The sequence below is a fragment of the Variovorax endophyticus genome (assembly GCF_025376855.1).
GTDB lineage: Bacteria > Pseudomonadota > Gammaproteobacteria > Burkholderiales > Burkholderiaceae_C > Variovorax.
Window position 1 is genome coordinate 86,187 of the sequence record NZ_JAHUTH010000015.1, and the last position, 18,245, is coordinate 104,431.

At 70.7% G+C, this 18,245-nt stretch carries 13 protein-coding genes; all 13 read right to left on the bottom strand.

Features of this window, described 5'->3' with window-relative positions:
* Position 1: 1 nt before the first annotated feature.
* Complete coding sequence (tssH, locus tag KV106_RS20415) at positions 2 to 2,734, bottom strand: type VI secretion system ATPase TssH (protein WP_261211996.1); 2,733 nt, start codon at positions 2,732 to 2,734, stop codon at positions 2 to 4.
* Positions 2,731 to 3,912, bottom strand: coding sequence for a type VI secretion system baseplate subunit TssG (gene tssG / locus KV106_RS20420; protein ID WP_261211997.1), 1,182 nt, complete (start codon positions 3,910 to 3,912; stop codon positions 2,731 to 2,733). Before tssG ends, tssH begins: the two co-directional genes overlap by 4 nt.
* Entirely contained in the window at positions 3,909 to 5,789 is a 1,881-nt protein-coding gene (tssF, locus tag KV106_RS20425; protein WP_261211998.1) for a type VI secretion system baseplate subunit TssF, read from the bottom strand. Before tssF ends, tssG begins: the two co-directional genes overlap by 4 nt.
* The gene (gene tssE / locus KV106_RS20430; RefSeq protein WP_057593406.1) at positions 5,789 to 6,346 is read right to left on the bottom strand and encodes a type VI secretion system baseplate subunit TssE; all 558 of its coding nucleotides are present in this window, start codon (positions 6,344 to 6,346) and stop codon (positions 5,789 to 5,791) included. Before tssE ends, tssF begins: the two co-directional genes overlap by 1 nt.
* Positions 6,346 to 7,212, bottom strand: coding sequence for a type VI secretion system accessory protein TagJ (locus KV106_RS20435; RefSeq protein WP_261212000.1), 867 nt, complete (start codon positions 7,210 to 7,212; stop codon positions 6,346 to 6,348). Before KV106_RS20435 ends, tssE begins: the two co-directional genes overlap by 1 nt.
* 262 nt (positions 7,213 to 7,474) lie before the next feature.
* A complete protein-coding gene (locus KV106_RS20440) occupies positions 7,475 to 7,957 on the bottom strand; it encodes an Hcp family type VI secretion system effector (protein ID WP_057593445.1) in 483 nt (160 codons plus the stop codon).
* Positions 7,958 to 8,002: 45 nt separating this feature from the next.
* Positions 8,003 to 9,508: a type VI secretion system contractile sheath large subunit gene (tssC, locus tag KV106_RS20445; protein ID WP_057593408.1), complete on the bottom strand. Its 1,506-nt coding sequence runs from the start codon at positions 9,506 to 9,508 to the stop codon at positions 8,003 to 8,005.
* A gap of 33 nt (positions 9,509 to 9,541) precedes the next feature.
* Entirely contained in the window at positions 9,542 to 10,111 is a 570-nt protein-coding gene (tssB, locus tag KV106_RS20450) for a type VI secretion system contractile sheath small subunit (protein ID WP_057593409.1), read from the bottom strand.
* 61 nt (positions 10,112 to 10,172) lie between these two features.
* Complete coding sequence (gene tssA / locus KV106_RS20455) at positions 10,173 to 11,264, bottom strand: type VI secretion system protein TssA (RefSeq protein ID WP_261212001.1); 1,092 nt, start codon at positions 11,262 to 11,264, stop codon at positions 10,173 to 10,175.
* A gap of 180 nt (positions 11,265 to 11,444) precedes the next feature.
* A complete protein-coding gene (locus tag KV106_RS20460; RefSeq protein ID WP_261212002.1) occupies positions 11,445 to 12,635 on the bottom strand; it encodes a fumarylacetoacetate hydrolase family protein in 1,191 nt (396 codons plus the stop codon).
* 202 nt (positions 12,636 to 12,837) lie between these two features.
* The gene (locus tag KV106_RS20465) at positions 12,838 to 16,593 is read right to left on the bottom strand and encodes a molybdopterin cofactor-binding domain-containing protein (RefSeq protein WP_261212003.1); all 3,756 of its coding nucleotides are present in this window, start codon (positions 16,591 to 16,593) and stop codon (positions 12,838 to 12,840) included.
* Positions 16,590 to 17,096 (bottom strand): (2Fe-2S)-binding protein, encoded by a 507-nt coding sequence (locus KV106_RS20470; protein WP_261212004.1) that lies wholly within the window; start codon positions 17,094 to 17,096, stop codon positions 16,590 to 16,592. Before KV106_RS20470 ends, KV106_RS20465 begins: the two co-directional genes overlap by 4 nt.
* Positions 17,074 to 18,234 carry an ABC transporter substrate-binding protein gene (locus tag KV106_RS20475; RefSeq protein WP_261212005.1) on the bottom strand — a complete coding sequence of 387 codons (1,161 nt, stop codon included), beginning with the start codon at positions 18,232 to 18,234 and terminating at the stop codon, positions 17,074 to 17,076. The genes KV106_RS20470 and KV106_RS20475 overlap by 23 nt, the downstream gene beginning before the upstream one ends.
* Positions 18,235 to 18,245: the final 11 nt, after the last annotated feature.

Below are 18,245 nucleotides of genomic sequence, written 5' to 3' on the forward strand. Positions count from 1 at the left end.
CTTAGCTGGTTTCGGTAAACGCGTAGTGGAAGTCGTCGCCCTGCGCCGAGAGCTCGACGCCCGCGAGCTTGCGCCCACTGACCGTGGCGCCGATGACTTCCTCGCTCAATCGCGGCAGGATGGTGTGCGTGAGGATCGCATCGATCATCCGTCCACCCGACTCTATGGCCGTACACCGGCGCGCCACAAGCTCCACGGCGCTGTCGGTGTAACCCAAGGTAATGCCGTGGTTGGCCTGCAGGCGCGCGGCCACGCGGTCGAGCTGCAGCCGGATGATGCGGTGCAGCGCGTCGGCATGCAGCGGGTAGTAGGGCACCACCACCAGCCGCCCCAGCAGCGCGGGCGCGAACACCTTGAGCAGCGGCTCGCGCAGTGCCTGCGCCAGCGGCTCGGGGTCGGGCCGCAGCACCGGGTCCTCGCACAGCTGCATGACCAGGTCGGTGCCGACGTTCGAGGTCATGATGATCACGGTGTTGCGGAAGTCGATGTGGCGGCCCTCGCCGTCCTCCATCCAGCCCTTGTCGAAGACCTGGAAGAAGATCTCGTGCACGTCGGGGTGCGCCTTCTCGACCTCGTCGAGCAGCACCACGCTGTAGGGCCGGCGGCGCACCGCCTCGGTCAGCACGCCGCCCTCGCCGTAGCCCACGTAGCCGGGCGGCGCGCCCTTGAGCGTGGAGACGGTGTGCGACTCCTGGAACTCGCTCATGTTGATGGTGACGAGGTTCTGCTCGCCGCCGTACAGCGCCTCCGACAGCGCGAGCGCGGTCTCGGTCTTGCCCACGCCCGAGGGGCCGCACAGCAGGAACACGCCGACCGGCTTGTTGGGGTTGTCCAGCCGCGCGCGCGCGGTGCGGATGCGCCGCGCGATGGTGTCGAGCGCATCGGTCTGCGCGACCACGCGCTGCGACAGGATCTCGCCGAGCCGCAGCACCGACTGCGCATCGTCGCGCACCATGCGCCCGATCGGGATGCCGGTCCAGTCGGCCACCACCGTGGCCACCGCCTGCTCGTCGACCGCGGCCAGGATCAGCGGCGATTCGCCCTGCAGTTGCGACAGCTTGCGCTGCGCCGCGTCGAGCTCGGCGCGCATCTGCTCGGGCGAGGCCTCGGGTTCGGCCTCGGGGGGCGCCGGTGCGGCCTCCGTGTTGTCTTCTTCCTCGCCATCCTCGGCGACCTCTTCGGCCTGCACCGGCACCGCCGCCGGCGAGAGCCGCCGGCGCAGCGCCACGATGCGCTCGACCAGTTCGCTCTCCTCGCTGCGCCTTTGCTCGAGCGTCGCGAGTTCGGCCTGGGCGGCATCGATCTGCGCCGCGATGTCCTGCACGCGCTGCGCTTCGCCCACGCCGATCGCGGCCTCGCGCTGCGCGATGCCCGACTCGATGCCCAGCACCTCGATGCGCCGCTGCAGGTCCTCGAGCGCGGCCGGCAGCGCATGCTGGCTCAGCGCCACGCGCGCGCAGGCGGTGTCGAGCAGGCTCACGGCCTTGTCGGGCAGCTGGCGCGCGGGGATGTAGCGGTGCGACAGGCTCACGGCGGCCTCGAGCGCGGCATCGAGGATCAGCACGCCGTGGTGCTTCTCGAGCTCGGCCGAGATGCCGCGCAGCATGATCACGGCCTTGTCCTCGGTCGGCTCCTGCACCTGGATGGTCTGGAAGCGCCGCGTGAGCGCCGGGTCCTTCTCGATGTACTTCTTGTACTCCGACCAGGTGGTGGCGCCGATGGTGCGCAGCCGGCCGCGCGCGAGCGCGGGCTTCAGCAGGTTGGCGGCGTCGCCGGTGCCGGCGGTGCCGCCCGCGCCCACCAGCGTGTGGACCTCGTCGACGAACAGCACGATGGGCTTGGGGCTCTTCTCGACCTCGTCGATCACCTGCCGCAGCCGCTGCTCGAACTCGCCCTTCACGCCCGCGCCGGCCTGCAGCAGCGTGGGATCGAGCACCCACAGCGAGACCTCGCGCAGCGAGGGCGGCACGTCGCCCGCGGCCAGGCGCTGCGCCAGCCCCTCGACCACCGCGGTCTTGCCGACGCCGGCCTCGCCCGTGAGCAGCGGATTGTTCTGGCGCCGCCGCATCAGGATGTCGACGATCTGGCGGATCTCGTCGTCGCGGCCGTAGACCGGATCGAGCTCGCCCGCGCGCGCCTTGGCCGTGAGATCGCTCGCGTACTTGGCCAGCGCCGAGCCGCCCGCGGCCTGCGGCGCGGCGCCGGCCTGGGCGGCCGCGGCGCCGGCCGCCGGTTCGGGCGCGATGTCGTAGTCGTCCTCGGGCGAGCCTTCGGTCCAGGCCGGCAGTTGCGCGATCAGCACGTCGGGCACCAGCTTGTCGAACTCGCGCGAGATGCCCGAGAGCACCTGGCGCAGCCCCGGCGTCTTGACGATGCCCGCGAGCAGGTAGGCGCCGCGGATCGAGGTCGCCTCGAAACGCAGGCTGGCATAGACCCAGGCGCGCTCGACCGCGCTGTCGACGTGCTCGGAGATGTCGCTGATCGAGGTCGCGCCGTGCGGCAGCCGGTCGAGCGCGCGCACCAGGTCCTGCTCGACCGCGTCGAGGTTGAGGCCGGCGCGCTTGACGATGCGCAGCAGGTCGCTGTCCTGCAGCTGCAGGATCTGGTGCAGCCAGTGCACGAGCTCGACGTAGGCATTGCCGCGCAGCTTGGCGAAGGCGGTGGCGGTCTCCAATGCCTTGTAGAGCATCGGGTTGAGCTTGGAGAACAGCGAGACGCGGCGGATGTCGGTCATGAGGCCTGGGTGAAGGATGCGGAGGTATGGGAAGCGGTGGCTGCGGAACGCGAATGCAGGGCCTCGGGCGCGAACACCAGGTCGCCGGCGTCGGTGTCGGACAGGCGGGTGCCGAGCCAGCTGCCCCAGCCCAGGCGCTGGCCGCCGTTGAGCTGCATGCCGCCGGCCTCTTCCTTGCGCAGCACGAGCCGCAGCTCCCACGCGAATTCGATGCCGACGTACTGGCGCACCCAGTCGACCACCTGCTGCAGCCGCTGGCTGCCGGGCAGGAAGGCGCGGTACTGCTCGAGCGTCAGCGGCCCGAGCTCGAGGCGGAACTTGCTCTGCGCGTCGCGCACGGCGAGGCCGATGGTGGCACCGGCGCCGAGCCGGTGGTTGCGCCCGAACAGGCCGATGCGGCTGACCTGCGGCTCGTCGATGGTCACCCAGTCGCTCACGAACTCCTCGACACGCACCGGCAGGTCGAAGTACAGGCGCAGGATCTGGATCAGGCCCTCGGGGTTGCGCGTCTGGCGCACCAGGTGGCCCGCCATGTGGGTGCGCGCATGGTCGGCGATGCGGTCGCGTTCCTTGAGGCCGGGCTGCCCCATGTTCATGAGGCTCGCGACGTACTCGACGAAGCGGTGGCCGTCGGGCCGGTCGAGGCTGTTGACCGACTGGGCATCGGCCCAGGCGCGGTAGAACAGCAGGATCAGCCGGTGGTGGAACAGGTCGGCGAAGGCGCTGAGCGTGTGGTCGTTGTGGTGCCGCTTGCGCTCGCGCGCGTACTCGGTCAGGTGCAACGGCAGCGGGCCGTTGGGGCCGAACAGGCCGAAGCCGTAGATCGAGATCTGCGGCGGGCCGTCTCGGCTGTCGTCCACGCCCGAGACGTTCGAGGGCGCGAAGGCCATCGAGGGCTCCTGGCCGAGGCGCAGCGGCTCGTCGAGCGGGCGCGGCGCGCGGCCCAGCAGCGGATGGTCGCCGTGCGCGTCGAGCCGGCGCAGCAGCATGAAGAGGTCGTGCTCGAAGGGCTGCTCGACCAGGCCGGCCCACAGCGCCGGGTCGACCTGCGGCAGGCCGCGCACGGGCGGCGCCGCCTCGGCCCGTGTCTCGTGCTCCACCGCCCGGTCCGCCGCGTCGCCCGCCGGCGCCTGCTGCGCGGCGCCCGTGTCCTCGCGGAGCTCGGTGGTGCTGTTCATACGGCGGGCCGGCGTCCGATGCGCGGCAGCCAGCGCGCGATCTCGCCGCGCTGCAGGCTGGACAGCGCGAACTCGGTGAAGGCGTTGAGCGACACGTGGCGGCTGAAGAACTGCTCGAGCACGGCGCCGAACAGGTACGGGCTCGCGCCCGAGAACGCGGTCTCGTCGAGCTTCAGCGCGATCTCCACGCCGCGGCCGAAGACGATCGGGCCCGGCTCGGGCAGGCGGCGGAACACCGGCGCCAGCTTCATCGAGCGCACGCCCTGGATCTGGCGGCGCACCGAGGGATCGGCGAGGTTGCCGTAGAGGTCGAGCATCTCGCGCAGCGCGGCCGCGCCTTGCTCGGCATCGACGTCGGTGAGGCTCAGGTAGTTGAGGCCCAGGTGGCTGATGAGGCGCCAGGTCAGCGCGCCCTCGGCCAGCGCCGGGTAGGGCCGCGAGGGACCGCGCAGGATGCGGATCGCGCGCACCGGCGCCGACACGCGCAGCGTGAAGTCCGACTCCAGGCCCGTGGGCAGCAAGAGCGGCAGGTCGCGGTTGGTGCACAGCGCATCGAGCGTGATGTGGCGCAGGCTGTGCGGAAAGGGCGCGTCGTGCTGGTCCACCAGCGAGACGTAGACCTCGCTGCCGGTGTAGCTGGTGCGCGTGCCCTGCGCGCGCGCGCGGTCCGACACCAGCCGCGGTTCGCGCCGCACCGAGAAGTAGGCGCCGAAGTCGCCGTCGTCGGAGGCGAAGGAGCCGAGGAAAGGCCGGAACTCGCGCTCCTCGGAGCCGTTGCTCATGTGGCCGACCACGCGCTCGACGGTGAAGATCTCGAAGTCGCGCGGCCGCGTGCGGTCGATCACCGCATGGTGCTCGTGCTGGCCCGGCCCCACCGGGATGCGGTCGCTGCGGCGCGGCACCAGGTTCACGATCGGCGTGCAGAACAGCGAGAACTGGCGCGCGTCGACCAGCCGCTCGAGGTCGCCGTCGGCGCGGTCGAGCAGGATCACGATCTCCATCGTGTTGCCGCTCATCGCCGCGGCCGCGGCCCGCAGCTTGTTGACGCTGAAGAACAGGTAGCGGTCGGGGAAGGCGAAGTACTCGTGCAGCAGCCGGTAGCCCTGGAACGAGCGCGCGTCGTAGGGCAAGAGCGACTGGTCGGGCTCGAAGCCCTCGTGGCGGATCGCCTCCTCGCCCAGCGGCACGATGCGCGCGCCCTGCCCCGCGGTGCCGGGGCCGCTGCGGCAGACGGTGCCGATCGAGTGGTGCACCGCGAGCTCGAGCACGCGCAGCGCATGCAGCTCGGCGCCCGAGAGGAAGAACTCGAGCCGCTCCAGCGGCATCTCGGCGAAGCGCGCGCCGCCCACGGCCTCGAGCTTGATCGTGATCGCGCTCCTGGCCTGCCGCGCGACGATCGGCAGCGCATGCAGGATCTCGGCCGGCACCGGCCCCAGGCTGGCCTCGGCGATGCGGATCGGCCACAGCGTGACCGCGTGGCCGGTGCGGAACTCGCAGGCCGTCTGCTCGCCCTTGATCATGCGCCCGCGCAGGATCGTGTGGCGCGGCAGCTCGTAACCGGCCTTCAGCGAACCCTCGTTGAGGTTGCCGTCGATCTGCACCACGCCCATGGCGGGCAGCGGCGCGAGGAAATTCGGATAGACCACCTCGAGCAGCCGCTGCGAGAAGCGCGGGAACTCGGCGTCCATCTTGAGCTGGATGCGCGCCGTGAGGAAGCTGAAGCCCTCGAGCAGCCGCTCGACATAAGGGTCGCTGACCTCGATGCCGCGCATGCCCAGGCGGCCCGCGATCTTCGGATAGCGCTGCGCGAACTCGGCACCGAGCTCGTGCATGTAGGTGAGTTCGCGGTTGTAGTAATCGAGCAGCCGCGCGTCCATCAGAGGCCTCCGGTTGGGCGCAGCATCATGTGGCCGCTCTCCAGATCGAGCTCGGAGCGCAGGATGAACTCGATCGGATAGGGCACCGACCACAGGGTGCCGCGGATCTCGAGCGCCAGCAGGTTGTGGTGCTCGAGCTCGGTGGCGTCGGTCACGCAGCGCACGTCGATGCTGTCCTTCATGATGCGCGGCTCGAAGTCGATGATGGCGGTGCGGATCGCGGCCTCGACGTCGGCGAAGTCGACCTCCGACATGCGTCCGCCGGCCCAGCCGCGCACGCCGTAGTTGACGACCGAGCGGCGCGCGCGCGGCATGTTCTGGATCGAATGCGCGGTGCCGAAGTTGGTGGTGTTCAAGAGCCACTGCAGGTCGCGCAGCACCGAGTCGCGCAGCAGCTTGCCGCTCATCAGGAAGGCGCCCGCGCGCTCCTGGCGGTTGCTCGGCTGCTTGTCGGTGAGGCGGTCGAGCAGCACCGGCTGCAGCCGGTCGCGCGCGACGCTCTCCTGCTCGCCCTCGGCATCGAGGCCCGACCAGGCGGAGGCGCCGGCCGTGGCCATCAGGCGGCCTCCCCGGCCGCGAACTCGATGGTGCGCAGTTCGAGCAGCGCGTGGTCGCCCGCGTCGCTGATCAAGGTGCGCTGGCCCGCGCCCGCGAACGCGGCCTCGCCGGGCAGCGGCAGCCAGTCGGTGCGGCGCGCGAGCGCGAGGCCGTCCTCGAGCGTGGCGAGCTCGCCCGCGTAGCGCACCGGCACCAGCACGGCCAGGGCGCGGCCATCGGCCAGCTCGACCTGCACCGGCGACCACAGCAGGTCGACCAGGTGCTGCGGCCGCTGGAACTTGAGGCGGCGCACCGAGGGCAGCGGCAGCCAGCCATAGCCCGCGGGCGTGATGACCTCGAGCGCGGCACCGAGGCGCGCGTCGCCGTCGCAGAGCCAGTCGATGTCGATGCGCTCGAGCGCCTCGCCATCGACGACTTCGCTCGTCGCATCGCCCGAACGGTCCACGGCCTGCAGCAGGCCGCGCAGCGCGGGCGTGGCATCGCGCGCCGACTCGCGCAGCCGCGTGGCCTCGTCGGCCCGGTCGGCCGGCAGCGCGGCGGCCGCGATCAGCGCATCGACCCAGTCCGCGCCCTCGCCGAGCACCGCGGGCGCGCGCGCCGCGTCGCCGGCCCAGAAGGCGCTGCGCTGGCGCTCGCCGGCCAGCGCCATCGAGCAGGTGGCGCTCGCGGGCGTGAACGAGGGGTCGAACTTGACGGCCGCCTTGAGCTGGTCCTCGGCGCGCTGCCACTCGCCGCGCAGCGCGAGGAAGTGGCACAGCGCGAGGCGCAGGCTGGCGTTCTGGGGATCGGCGCGGATCTGCCGCTGTATCCCCTCAGTGTGCTCGGCCACCGAGCGCTCGCCCAGTCCTGCAAACGCATCGCCCATGAAGCAGCTTCCTCTGTCGTTTCGCCAATGCGCGGTCCCGGCCCTGATGAAGCCGGGGCCGCCGCCATGGTCGGTGGTTGGATATCGCTCGTGGCCTGCCGGCACCCGCTGCGCGGGACCGTGGCCTGTGCCGCGGGATGGCGGCGACATGCACCGCCTTCGCCGCTCGGCCTTCGGCTGGCGGCCCAGGACCGTCAGCCGGAGACCGGCTCGCGCGCGGCACCGAGGCGCCGCCCGCGAGCCCGGCCGGGCCCGTGGAAGATCAGGCTTCCTTGTTTTCCTTGATGTTCCAGCCGAGCTGGGTTTCGGCGCCCTTGCCGCCCTTGTCGGTCTGTTCCCAGTACTGCTGCTTGACCTTGGCGGCCTGGAACGCGTACTGCACGAACACCGCATCGCTGCCCTGCTCGGCCGTGTACTGCACCGAGGTGACCAGCACTTCCTCGAGCGTCACGCGCGTGTATTCGATCTGACCGCCACCGGCCTTGCAGACCGAGACCTCGACCTTGCTCAGGTGCTTGCCGCTGGCGCAGTTCTTCATGACGGACGGTGCCGCCTTGTCGATGCGCGCGAGCACCTGCAGGTCGTTGAAGCTGGCCTTGCCCACGCCGCCGCCACCGCCGCTCACCATGTTGCCAGGCTGCGTCGCACCCCATGCGAACGACTTGATATCCGTCCAGTCCTTGTGGTTCGAGTCCTTGGATTCGCCGTTCGCGCCTTCGACGCGCATGAACATGTCTACTGCCATCATTAACCCCCGGAGTTGTGCGTGCCCCATCGAGGCACTGTTGAATTAGCTGCTGTCCTTCTTGTTGGACGGCAGCTTCGAAACCAGCCGCAAAGACACCGTGAGCCCTTCGAGCTGGTAATGCGGCCGGAGAAAAAACTTGGCGGCGTAGTAGCCGGGGTTGTCCTCGATGGGTTCCACCTGGACTTCGGCCGCCGCGAGCGGCTTCATCGCCTTGGTGTCCTGCGACGAGGTGCCGGGGCTGCCGTCGACGTAGTTCATGATCCAGTCGTTGAGCCAGCGCTCCATGTCCTCGCGCTCGCGGAACGAACCGATCTTGTCGCGGACGATGCACTTCAGGTAATGCGCGAAGCGGCAGCAGGCGAACAGGTAGGGCAGGCGTGCCGCCAGGTTCGCGTTGGCCGTGGCGTCGGCGTCGTAGTACTCGGCCGGCTGCTGCAGCGACTGGGCGCCGATGAAGGCCGCGAAGTCGGAGTTCTTGCGGTGCACCAGCGGCATGAAGCCGTTCTTCGCGAGCTCGGCCTCGCGCCGGTCGCTGATCGCGATCTCGGTCGGGCACTTCATGTCCACGCCGCCGTCGTCGGTCGGGAAGGTGTGCGTGGGCAGGTTCTCGACCGCGCCGCCCGATTCCACGCCGCGGATCGAGGTGCACCAGCCGTACTGCTTGAACGAGCGGTTGATGTTCACGCCCATCGCGTAGGCCGAGTTGGCCCAGGTGTAGCGGTTGTGCGCGGCCGAGTCGGTCTCCTCCTCGAACTCGAACTCGTCGACCGGGTTGGTGCGCGCGCCGTAGGGCAGGCGCGCGAGGAAGCGCGGCATCGCCAGGCCGATGTAGCGCGCATCCTCCGACTCGCGCAGCGAGCGCCACGCGGTGTGCTCGGTGTTGTGGAAGATCTTCGTCAGGTCGCGCGGGTTCGACAGCTCCTGCCACGATTCCATCTGCATCACGGTCGGCGAGGCGCCCGCGATGAAGGGGCAGTGCGCGGCCGCGGCGATCTTGGCCATCTCGCCGAGCATCTCGACGTCGGGCGGGCTGTGGTCGAAATGGAAGTCGCCGATCAGCGCGCCGAAGGGCTCGCCGCCGAACTGGCCGTACTCGGCCTCGTAGATCTTCTTGAACAGCGGGCTCTGGTCCCAGCCGATGCCCTTGTGGCGCTTGAGCGAGCGCGCGACTTCGCGCTTGGAGGCGCACATCACGCGGATCTTGAGCTGCTCGTCGGTCTCGGTGTTGTTCACGAGGTAGTGCAGGCCGCGCCAGGCACCCTCGAGCTGCTGGAAATCCTCGTGGTGCAGGATCTGGTTGATCTGCTCGGAGAGCTTGCGGTCGATCTCCGTGATGATGGCCTGCACCGTGCGGTAGGCATCGTTGGAGATGGTGACGGAGCTCTCGAGCGCCTGCACCGCCAGCGTCTTGACGGCGTTCTGCACCGCCTCGCGCGCCTGGTCGGTCTTGGGCTTGAACTCGCGCTGGAGCAGATCGGAGAACTCGTTCGGCTCGAGCGCCTCGACGGTCTGCTGCGCGCGCGCGGATTGTTTTTGCACGGTACTCATGGTGATGATCCTGTCGACGTGATCGGCTCGCGCTTACTCGGCACTGCCCGGCGTGCCCGCCGGCTTCTCCGCGGCCGCGTCGATGGCACTGGCCACCGCGGGGTTCGGGCTGGTGGCCAGCGACTTCAGCAGCGCCGGGTTCTGCAGCGCCTGTGCGATGAGCTGCTCGGCGCCGTTCTTGCCGTCCATGTAGGACAGCAGGTTCGACAGCTCGGTGCGCGCGTCGAGCAGCTGCTGCAGCGCGTCGACCTGGCGCGCGATGCGCGCGGGCGAGAAGTCGTCCATGCTGTCGAAGGTGATGTCGACGTTGAGCTGGCCGTCGCCGGTCAGCGTGTTGGGCACCTGGAAGGCCACGCGCGGCTTGATCGACTTCATGCGGTCGTCGAAGTTGTCGATGTCCACCGCCATGAACTCGCGCTCGGCGAGGTCGGGCATCGGGTCGACCTGCTTGCCCGCGAGGTCGGCGATCACGCCCATCACGAAGGGCAGCTGGATCTTGCGTTCGCTGCCGTAGATCTCGACGTCGTACTCGATCTGCACGCGCGGCGCGCGGTTGCGCGCGATGAACTTCTGACCACTGTTCCTGACACGGTTGTCTGCCATAAAGCTTCCTCTTGATTCTTCGATCGAATGCGTGCGGACCGCATGCGCCGGCCGCCGGCGCCTACTGCGATGCGTCGGTCCCCGGTGGCCGGCCCGCCAGGCTCTCCAGCTTCTGCAGTCCCTCGGGCATGAGCTCCTCGATGATCTGGAAGAAGTTGAGCGCCAGCAGCTTCTGCGCCCTGCGTATCAGCAGGGGCGCGGGATGGCTGGGCTCCGCGCGCTCCAGATACCGGCAAGCCTTTTCCAACAACACCTGCACATCTTCGCGGCTCGTTATTTCAATATCGTTGATACCGATTGCGCGTAGGCCGGGACCGCCACTTGCAACGGTCGCGGCCGCGACGGGCGACGCGGCCGGCGCCACCGCATCGCTCGCCGACGGGCTCTGGTGCGCGGTCTGTGGCGCCTCGAGCGCGCTCTGCAATGCCTTCTCGGGCAGCAACTGCGCCACCGTGCGCATCGAGCGCTCGAGACGCGAGAAGTCGGGCGCCCAACTCTGGCCCAGCGCGCGCTCGCAGGTCTCGCGGATGCGCTGCAGCAACGCGAGCGCCGAGCGCAGCGCGACGATCGGCGGGGCGTCGTGGTCGTGCGCACGGCGCGCGGCCTCGCGCAGGCGGCCCACACCGCCCGGATAGTCGATCTGGTCGGCCTTGCTCGAATCGAGCAGGGCCTCGACCTGCCGCAAGGTCATCGTCACGCCGCCGTCGTCGAGCAGGCGCGCATCGCGCACGCTGCGCCCGATGCCTTCGCTCTCGGCCAGCGCGGCCAGTGCGTTCATGCGCGGCAGCGGGTCCTCGTCGCCACCGTCGACCACGCGCGGATGCACGTCGTCCCAGAAGGTCTGCAGCACCACGTCGACCAGCTGCAGCCCTTCGACATAACCCGGCAGGCCGCGGCTCTCGGTCCACGCGAGCGTGAGCGGCACCAGCACGCGCAGGTCGCGCGTGCGCTCGCACAACTGCTTGGCGATGCGCTCGACCTTGGTCCAGTCGGGCGGCTCGGCCGGAATGATGGTGTTGCCGAACTGCTGCTCGCGCTTGCCGAGCGTTGCCTGCTGCAACGCCATGAAATCGGCGTCGTATTCCAGATCCTCACCGCACGGAAGCGGGCCCTCGACGGGCTTTTGCAAAAGCTCGATCTCTGCCTGCGACACCCGATCTCCCTCGTTCAACCAATCAAAACATTAACAAATCATTAGTTATCTTGAGTGGAAGCGAGGAGGCGGTCAACTACATCTGAGGTCATCGTGCCGTCTATGAATCACAAAGAAGTACATCTTCCAAGATCGTTACACAGTACGGCTTAACGGTGCATGACCGCACCATGACAGGATTCAATGCAAGAGGCCGCGCGCGGCCAGGTTGCGCATCAATGCGCCGATGCCGAAGGTCCAGCGCGGGGCCTTGTCGGCATGCGCGACGCGGTTGACCAGCGCGCCGAGTTCGGGCGCCGCGATGCGCACCATGTCGCCGACCGAATGCGTGAAGCCCTGGCTCGGGCCGTGGCGGTCCTGCGTGGGCGCGAACATCGTGCCGAGGAACAGCATCAGGCCATCGGGATAGTCGTGATGGATGCCGATGGCCTGCGCCACGAGGTCCAGCGGATCGCGGCTGATCTTCGCGAGCGAGCTCGAGCCCTCGAGCACGAAGCCCTCGGGCCCGCGCACCTCGAGCGCGACCGTGATGCGGCGCACCTGCGCGATGCCGAAGTGCGCATCGAACAGGCGGATGAACGGGCCGATGGCGCACGAGGCGTTGTTGTCCTTGGCCTTGCCGAGCAGCAGCGCGCTGCGGCCTTCGAAGTCGCGCAGGTTGACGTCGTTGCCGAGCGCGGCGCCCAGCGTCTCGCCGCGGCTGTTGACCGCGAGCACGACCTCGGGCTCGGGGTTGTTCCACACCGAGGCCGCATGGATGCCGATGTCGGCCCCCGTGCCCACCGACGAGAGCACGGGCGCCTTGGTGAAGATCTCCGCGTCGGGCCCGATGCCGACCTCGAGGTACTGCGACCACGCGCCCTGCGCGATCAGCACCTCCTTGGCCTTCATCGCCTCGGGCGAGCCCGGCACGATGTCGGCGAGGTTGTCGCCGAGCACGCCGCCGAGCGCCGCGCGCGTGGCCTCGGCCTTCGATGCATCGCCGCGCGCCTGTTCCTCGATCACGCGTTCGAGCAGGCTCGCGACGAAGGTCACGCCGCTGGCCTTGACGGCCTGCAGGTCGCAGGGCGCGAGCAGCCAGGGCCGGTCCTCGTTGCGCGCGCCGCCGTCGCTGTTGGCGAGCACCTCGGCCAGCGCCGCGATGCGCGGCGCCTGGCCGCCGCGCAGCACGCGCCGCACGGCATCGGCGGGCGGCTCCGGCAGCTCGAGCAGGTCGCTCATCGTGGGCGCGAGCCGCGAGAGATCGTGCAGGCCATCGCCCTGCACGGCCACGAGCACGGGGCCCACGCCCGGTTGCCAGAGACGGCCCACGAGGGTGGCCTGGTCGGCGTCTTGCGGGAGGCTGGTGGCGGTCTGGAGATCGAGTGGCATGGCGGTGGATGTCTCTGTTGGTGGAAGTGCGCGGGCATCGTAGCGCCGTGCAGGCGCTTGCGAAATGCGGACAGCCGAACGCAGAGGTCGCGAAGGTTGCGCAGAAGTCGCGGAAGAACAGCCAGAAAAATTGGCTTTCTTCTTCTGCGACTTCTGCGCTCCTTGGGTCTTCCTTCTGCGTTCGGCTGCCCGTATTCGGCTGTCAGTGCCCTGGCGCGGCGCGCACGCGCGCGACCTCGGCCTGCAGGTCGGGCCAGGCGGGCTCCCGCGGCGCGAAGCGCGCGCGCATGTAGCCCGCGAGCTCGGCGATCTGGCGGTCGTCGAGCGCGTCGCGGAAGGCGGGCATGAAGCCGATGTCGCGCGTCGCGGGATGGCGCACGCCATCGAGGATGGTGCGCAGCAGGTTGTCGGGCTTCGCGCTCGCGAGGTTGCCGTTGAGCGCGAGCGGCGTGTTCACGCCCAGCAGCGTCGGACCGTCGCCGTCGTGGTGGCAGGCGGCGCAGGCGCTGTCGAACATGCGCTGCGCGGGGCCGAGCAGCTGGCCCTGCGTGCGCGCCGCGGTGTCGACGATGCGCCGCGCCTCGGCCTGCGCGGCGGCCTCGGGCAGGGGCTCGGGGTTGAACGAGGCGAGGTAGGTCGCCATCGCGCGGACATCGGCATCGGGCACGGCGCCGAGTTCGCGCACCACCTCGGCCATCGGGCCGCCCGCGATGCCGTGGCGCGGCGAGTGGCCGTCGCGCAGGTAGCGGTAGAGCGAATCGGCATCCCAGGGCATGGCGGACTTCGAGCGCGCCGTGAGCGAGGGTGCCTCCCAGCCGTCGACCATCGCGCCCGACAGGAAGGCGCTGCCGCCCTGCTCCGCGCCGAGCGCATTGCGCGGCGTGTGGCAGGCGCCGCAATGGCCGAGGCCGTTGACGAGGTAGGCGCCGCGGTTCCACTCGGCGCTCTGCGTGGCCACGGGCGCCAGCGGCGCGGGATCGTGGAAGAGCGCGTTCCATCCGGCCATCAGCGGCCGCAGGCTGAACGGGAACTTGAGCTCGGACTTCGGCGTTTCGGCGCGCACCGCGGGCATCGCCATGAAGTAGGCATAGAGCGCCTGCAGGTCGTCGTCGCTGGTCTTCGCGAAGGCGGTGTAGGGGAAGGCCGGATAGAGGTGATGGCCGTCGCGCGACACGCCCTCGCGCATCGCGCGCTGGAAGGCGCTGAAGGACCAGCGGCCGAGGCCGGTCTCGGCATCGGGCGTGAGGTTGGTGGTGTAGAGCGTGCCGAAGGGCGTGTCCATCGCGCGGCCGCCGGCGTTGGGCGCGCCGCCCGGCGCGGTGTGGCAGACCGCGCAGTCGCCGAGCGCCGCGAGCACGCGGCCGCGCTCGATGGTGGCCTCGCTGTAGACCGGCGCGGTGAGCGACACCGGCGCGATCGCCGAGCGCCAGCCGAGCAGGCCCGCGACGACGCCGATGCCGCCGACTACGAGCGCGGCGCCCGTGGCCCACAGACTCTTGCGCGTCGGCCATGGCGCATCGGCCTTGCTCCTTCCCCCCCTGGGGGAAGGCCGGGATGGGGGCACCGCGGCCTCGCCATCGCCCCGCTGCGCCCCCCCCGCCCCACCGTCCCCCGCAGGAGAAGGCAACAGCCCGCGATTCAACTCCGCCAGCACCGTCTCCGGCGTGAACGGCGGCGCCCTGAAGCGCACGCCCGTCGCATCGAAGATCGCGTTCGCGATCGCCGCCGTGCCCGGCACCGACGAGGACTCGCCCGCGCCCAGCGAAGGCTCGCCGGGACGCGGCATGTGCATCACCTCGATCACCGGCACTTCGCGGAAGTTGATGATCGGGTAGCTGCCCCATTCGCGGCTCGCGACCACGCCCGAGGGCAGCACGCCGGGCAGGCGTTCGCCGCCCTCGGCCGGTCCGGACTGCGGCGCGAACTGCACCTGCTCCTTGAGCGCGCGGCTCGTTGTCTGGATCACGTTGCCGTGCACCTGGTGCTCGACGCCCGCGGGATTGACCAGCAGGCCCGCGTCGTGCCCCACCACCACGCGGCGCACATGCACCTCGCCGGTCCGGCGGTTGACCTCGACGTCGGCCACCCAGGCGGCCCAGGCGGCGCCGAAGCCCGGCCACTTGCTGTGCACGTAGCGCGCATAGGCGAAGCCCTGGCCGAACAGGATGTCGCCGCCGGGCCCGAGCCCGCCCTCGGCGTTCTCCTGCGGGCCGGTGCGCAGCCGCCAGCCGGCCTTCTGCGCGGTGGCCTGCACCAGCTCGACCGCGCGCGGATCGTCGAGGTGGCGCAGCCGGAACTGCACCGGGTCGACGCCCGCCGCGGTCGCGAGCTCGTCGATGTACGACTCGTGCGCGAACGAGCTCGGCAGCGCCGACACGCCGCGCAGCCACGAGGCGCGCACGATAGGCGCCATGTCGTTGACCTTCACGCGCAGGTTGTCGTAGCCGTAGGGCGGGCGCGCGGTGCGGTCGCCCATCTCGTAGGCCTGCGCCACCGGCTCGAGGGTGCGCGTGAGCAGCAGCGCGAGCGTGGGCGCGCCGTTCGACGGATAGGAGGTCTGGAAGTCGTAGGCCGCGACGCTGCCGTCGGCCGCGAGGCCGCCATCGATCTCCATCAGTTGCGCGGCGCCCTTGGGCTCCCATGCATGCTCCTGCTCGCGCGTGAGCTGCACGCGCACCGGCGCGCCCACCGCGCGCGCGAGCAGCGCGGCATCGGCCGCCACGTCGTCGGCGCCGTTGCGGCCATAGCAGCCCGCGGCCTCCATGCGCACCACGTCGACCTGCAGGTCCTGCACGCCGAGCAGCTTCGCGAGATCGGCGCGCAGCACGTGCGGGTTCTGCGTGCCGGCCCAGCAGCGCAGTTGCATGCCGCTGCCGTCCTCGGGCTGCCATTCGGCGAGCGCGCACGAGGGCCCGATCGAGGCATGCATCTGGTAGGGCCAGACATAGGTGCGCGGCATCGGATGCGTGGCGCGCGCGATCGCGCCGTCGACGTCGCCCTCGTCGACCAGCAGGCGCTGCGTCGAGGGGTTGTCGCGCAGCGCCTGCGCGAGGTCGTCGAGGCCGGGCATGCCGGGCCAGGGCTTCCAGCGCACGCGCAGTTCGCGCAGCGCCTGCTCGGCATGCTCCTCGCGCTCGGCCACGATGCCGACGAAGTCGCGGATCACCACCACCGCGCGGATGCCGGGGATGTGGGCGATCGACGATTCGTCGACCGACTCCAGCGTGTTGCCGATGAAGTCGCCGTGATCGGCACCCGCGTAGGGCGGGCGCACCACGCGGCCGTGCAGCATGCCGGGCACGCGCATGTCGTGCACGAAGACCAGCTCGCCCGCGAGCTTGGCCGGGATGTCGACGCGCGCCTGCCGCGTGCCGACCACGCGGTAGTCGGCCGGGTCCTTGGGCTGCGCCTTGGCATCGAGCCTGAGCACGGTGCGCTGGCCCGCCACCAGTTCGGCATAGCTCAGGTGCCGGTCGGGCGCCTCGGCCACGCGCACGACGCCATTGCGCGCCTGCAGCGCCTCGGGCGCCACGCCCAGGCGCTCGGCCGCGCGCGCGATGAGCCAGGCGCGCGCCTGCGCGGCCGCGAGGCGCAGCGGCTGCGCATGGATCTGGATCGAGGCGCTCGCGATGGTCGCGCCCTGGTTGGGCGCGCGCGCGGTGTCGCCGAGCATCACGCGCACGCAGGGCATGCCGAGCTCGAGCTCCTCGGCCACGATCTGGCCCAGCGCGGTCTGGATGCCGGTGCCGAGGTCGACGTGGCCGTTGAGCGCCGAGGCGCTGCCGTCGTCCCACACCGCGAGCAGCACCTCGTCGCCCTCGGCGGGATTGCCCGCGATGAAGGCCGGCTGGCCCCTGGCCGGCGGCGGTGCCGGCGGGGTCTCGCGCACCACCAGCAGCACGCCTTCGGCGGCGAGGAACTCCGCGCGCGTGCGCGGCAGGTCGGCGCGCCGTGTCATGGCTGCGTCGTCCGCAGCCGGCGCGCCGCGCGCTGCGCCGCGTCGAGGATCTCGATGTGCGTGCCGCAGCGGCACAGGTTGCCCGAGAGCTCGCTGCGGATGCGCGCCTCGCTGGCGCCCGGCTCGCGCGCCAGCAATGCCGCCACCTGCATCACCATGCCGTTGAGGCAGTAGCCGCACTGCGCGGCCTGCGCCTCCTCGAAGGCGGCCTGCACCGGGTGCCAGTCGCCGCGCGTGCCCAGGCCCTCGAGCGTGGTGATGGAGCGGCCCGCCACGCCGTGCGCGGGAATCACGCAGGCGCGCGCGGCCATGCCGTCGACATGCACCGTGCAGGCGCCGCACTGGCCGAGGCCGCAGCCGTACTTGGGTCCGTTGAGCCCGAGGTCGTTGCGCAGCACCTGCAGCAGCGAGGCCTCGCGCGGCACCGCGAGCGCCTGCGAGCGGCCGTTGACCCTCAGCTGCAGCGGTTCGGCACGGCCCTCAGCGCCGCAGCTGGCCGTCACGGGTGTACATCTCCAGGTCCACGAAATTCGAGCCGTTGTGGTTCTTCGGCCCGTACTCGATCGGGAAGTCGCCGAAGCGCGTGCTGCCGATGCTCTCGAGGCCCGCGACGAAGCTCTCGCGCGTGAGCGCCTTGCCGCCGCGGCGCAGGCCCTCGGCCATCACGCGCGCGACGATGTAGCCCTCGAGCGCGGTGTAGCTGTCGATCTTCTCGCCGAACTCGGCGCGGTCACGCTGGTAGTCGGCCACGATGGGCACGCGCACGGCCTGCGGCGGCGGCACGATGCTGGCCGTGACCAGGCCCGCGAGCTTTCCCTCGAGCCGCTGCGCCGAGCCGGCCGCGTCGGTGATGCCGACCGACAGCGTGTACAGCGGCGCGCCGCCCGCGCTCGCGCGGTAGTCGCGCATGAAGACCTCGACCTGGCGCCCGGCCATGATCATCACGACCGCGCCGGGCTTCGCCTCGGCGAGGCCCGCGACCACCGGCTTCGCGTCCTCGGCGGCGATCGCCAGCGGGAAGGTCTTGACCACCTTCACCTTGTAGTCGGCCGCGAGTTCCTCGCAGGTGGCGAGGTTCGACTTGCCGAAGGCGCTGTCCTGGTGCACCACCGCGATCGACTGGATGCCGATGGTCGACAGGTGGCTGATGATCTTGCGCAGCTCGAGGTCGTAGCCCGCGCGCACGTGGAACAGCAGCCGGTTGGTCTTCGTGCGGAACGAGGTGGTGCCCACCAGCGGCGCGAACATCGGCACGCCCGCCTTCTCGGCCAGCGGCATCGCGGCCGCGAGGTTGCCGGTGGCGACGTAGCCCGTGAGCGCGAACACCTTGTCCTCGTCGATCAGCTTCGCGGTGTTGAGCGCGGTCTTCGCGGGCTCGTAGACGTCGTCGTAGCTCACCAGCTCGAGCCGGCGCCCGTTGATGCCGCCGCCCTTGTTGACGCGGTCGAAGTGCAGCTTGATGCCCGCGCGGTAGTCGATGCCGAAGTCCTTGGCCGGGCCGCTGAAGACGGCCGACTGGCCGATGCGGATGGCGCCGTCGCTGACGCCGTTGTCGGCGCGCGCGGCCGCCAGCAGGCCGGGGCCGAGCGCGAGGGCCGCGCCGCCGGCCACCAGGGAACGCCTGGAGAGGGAAATCGTCATGGGGTCGTCTT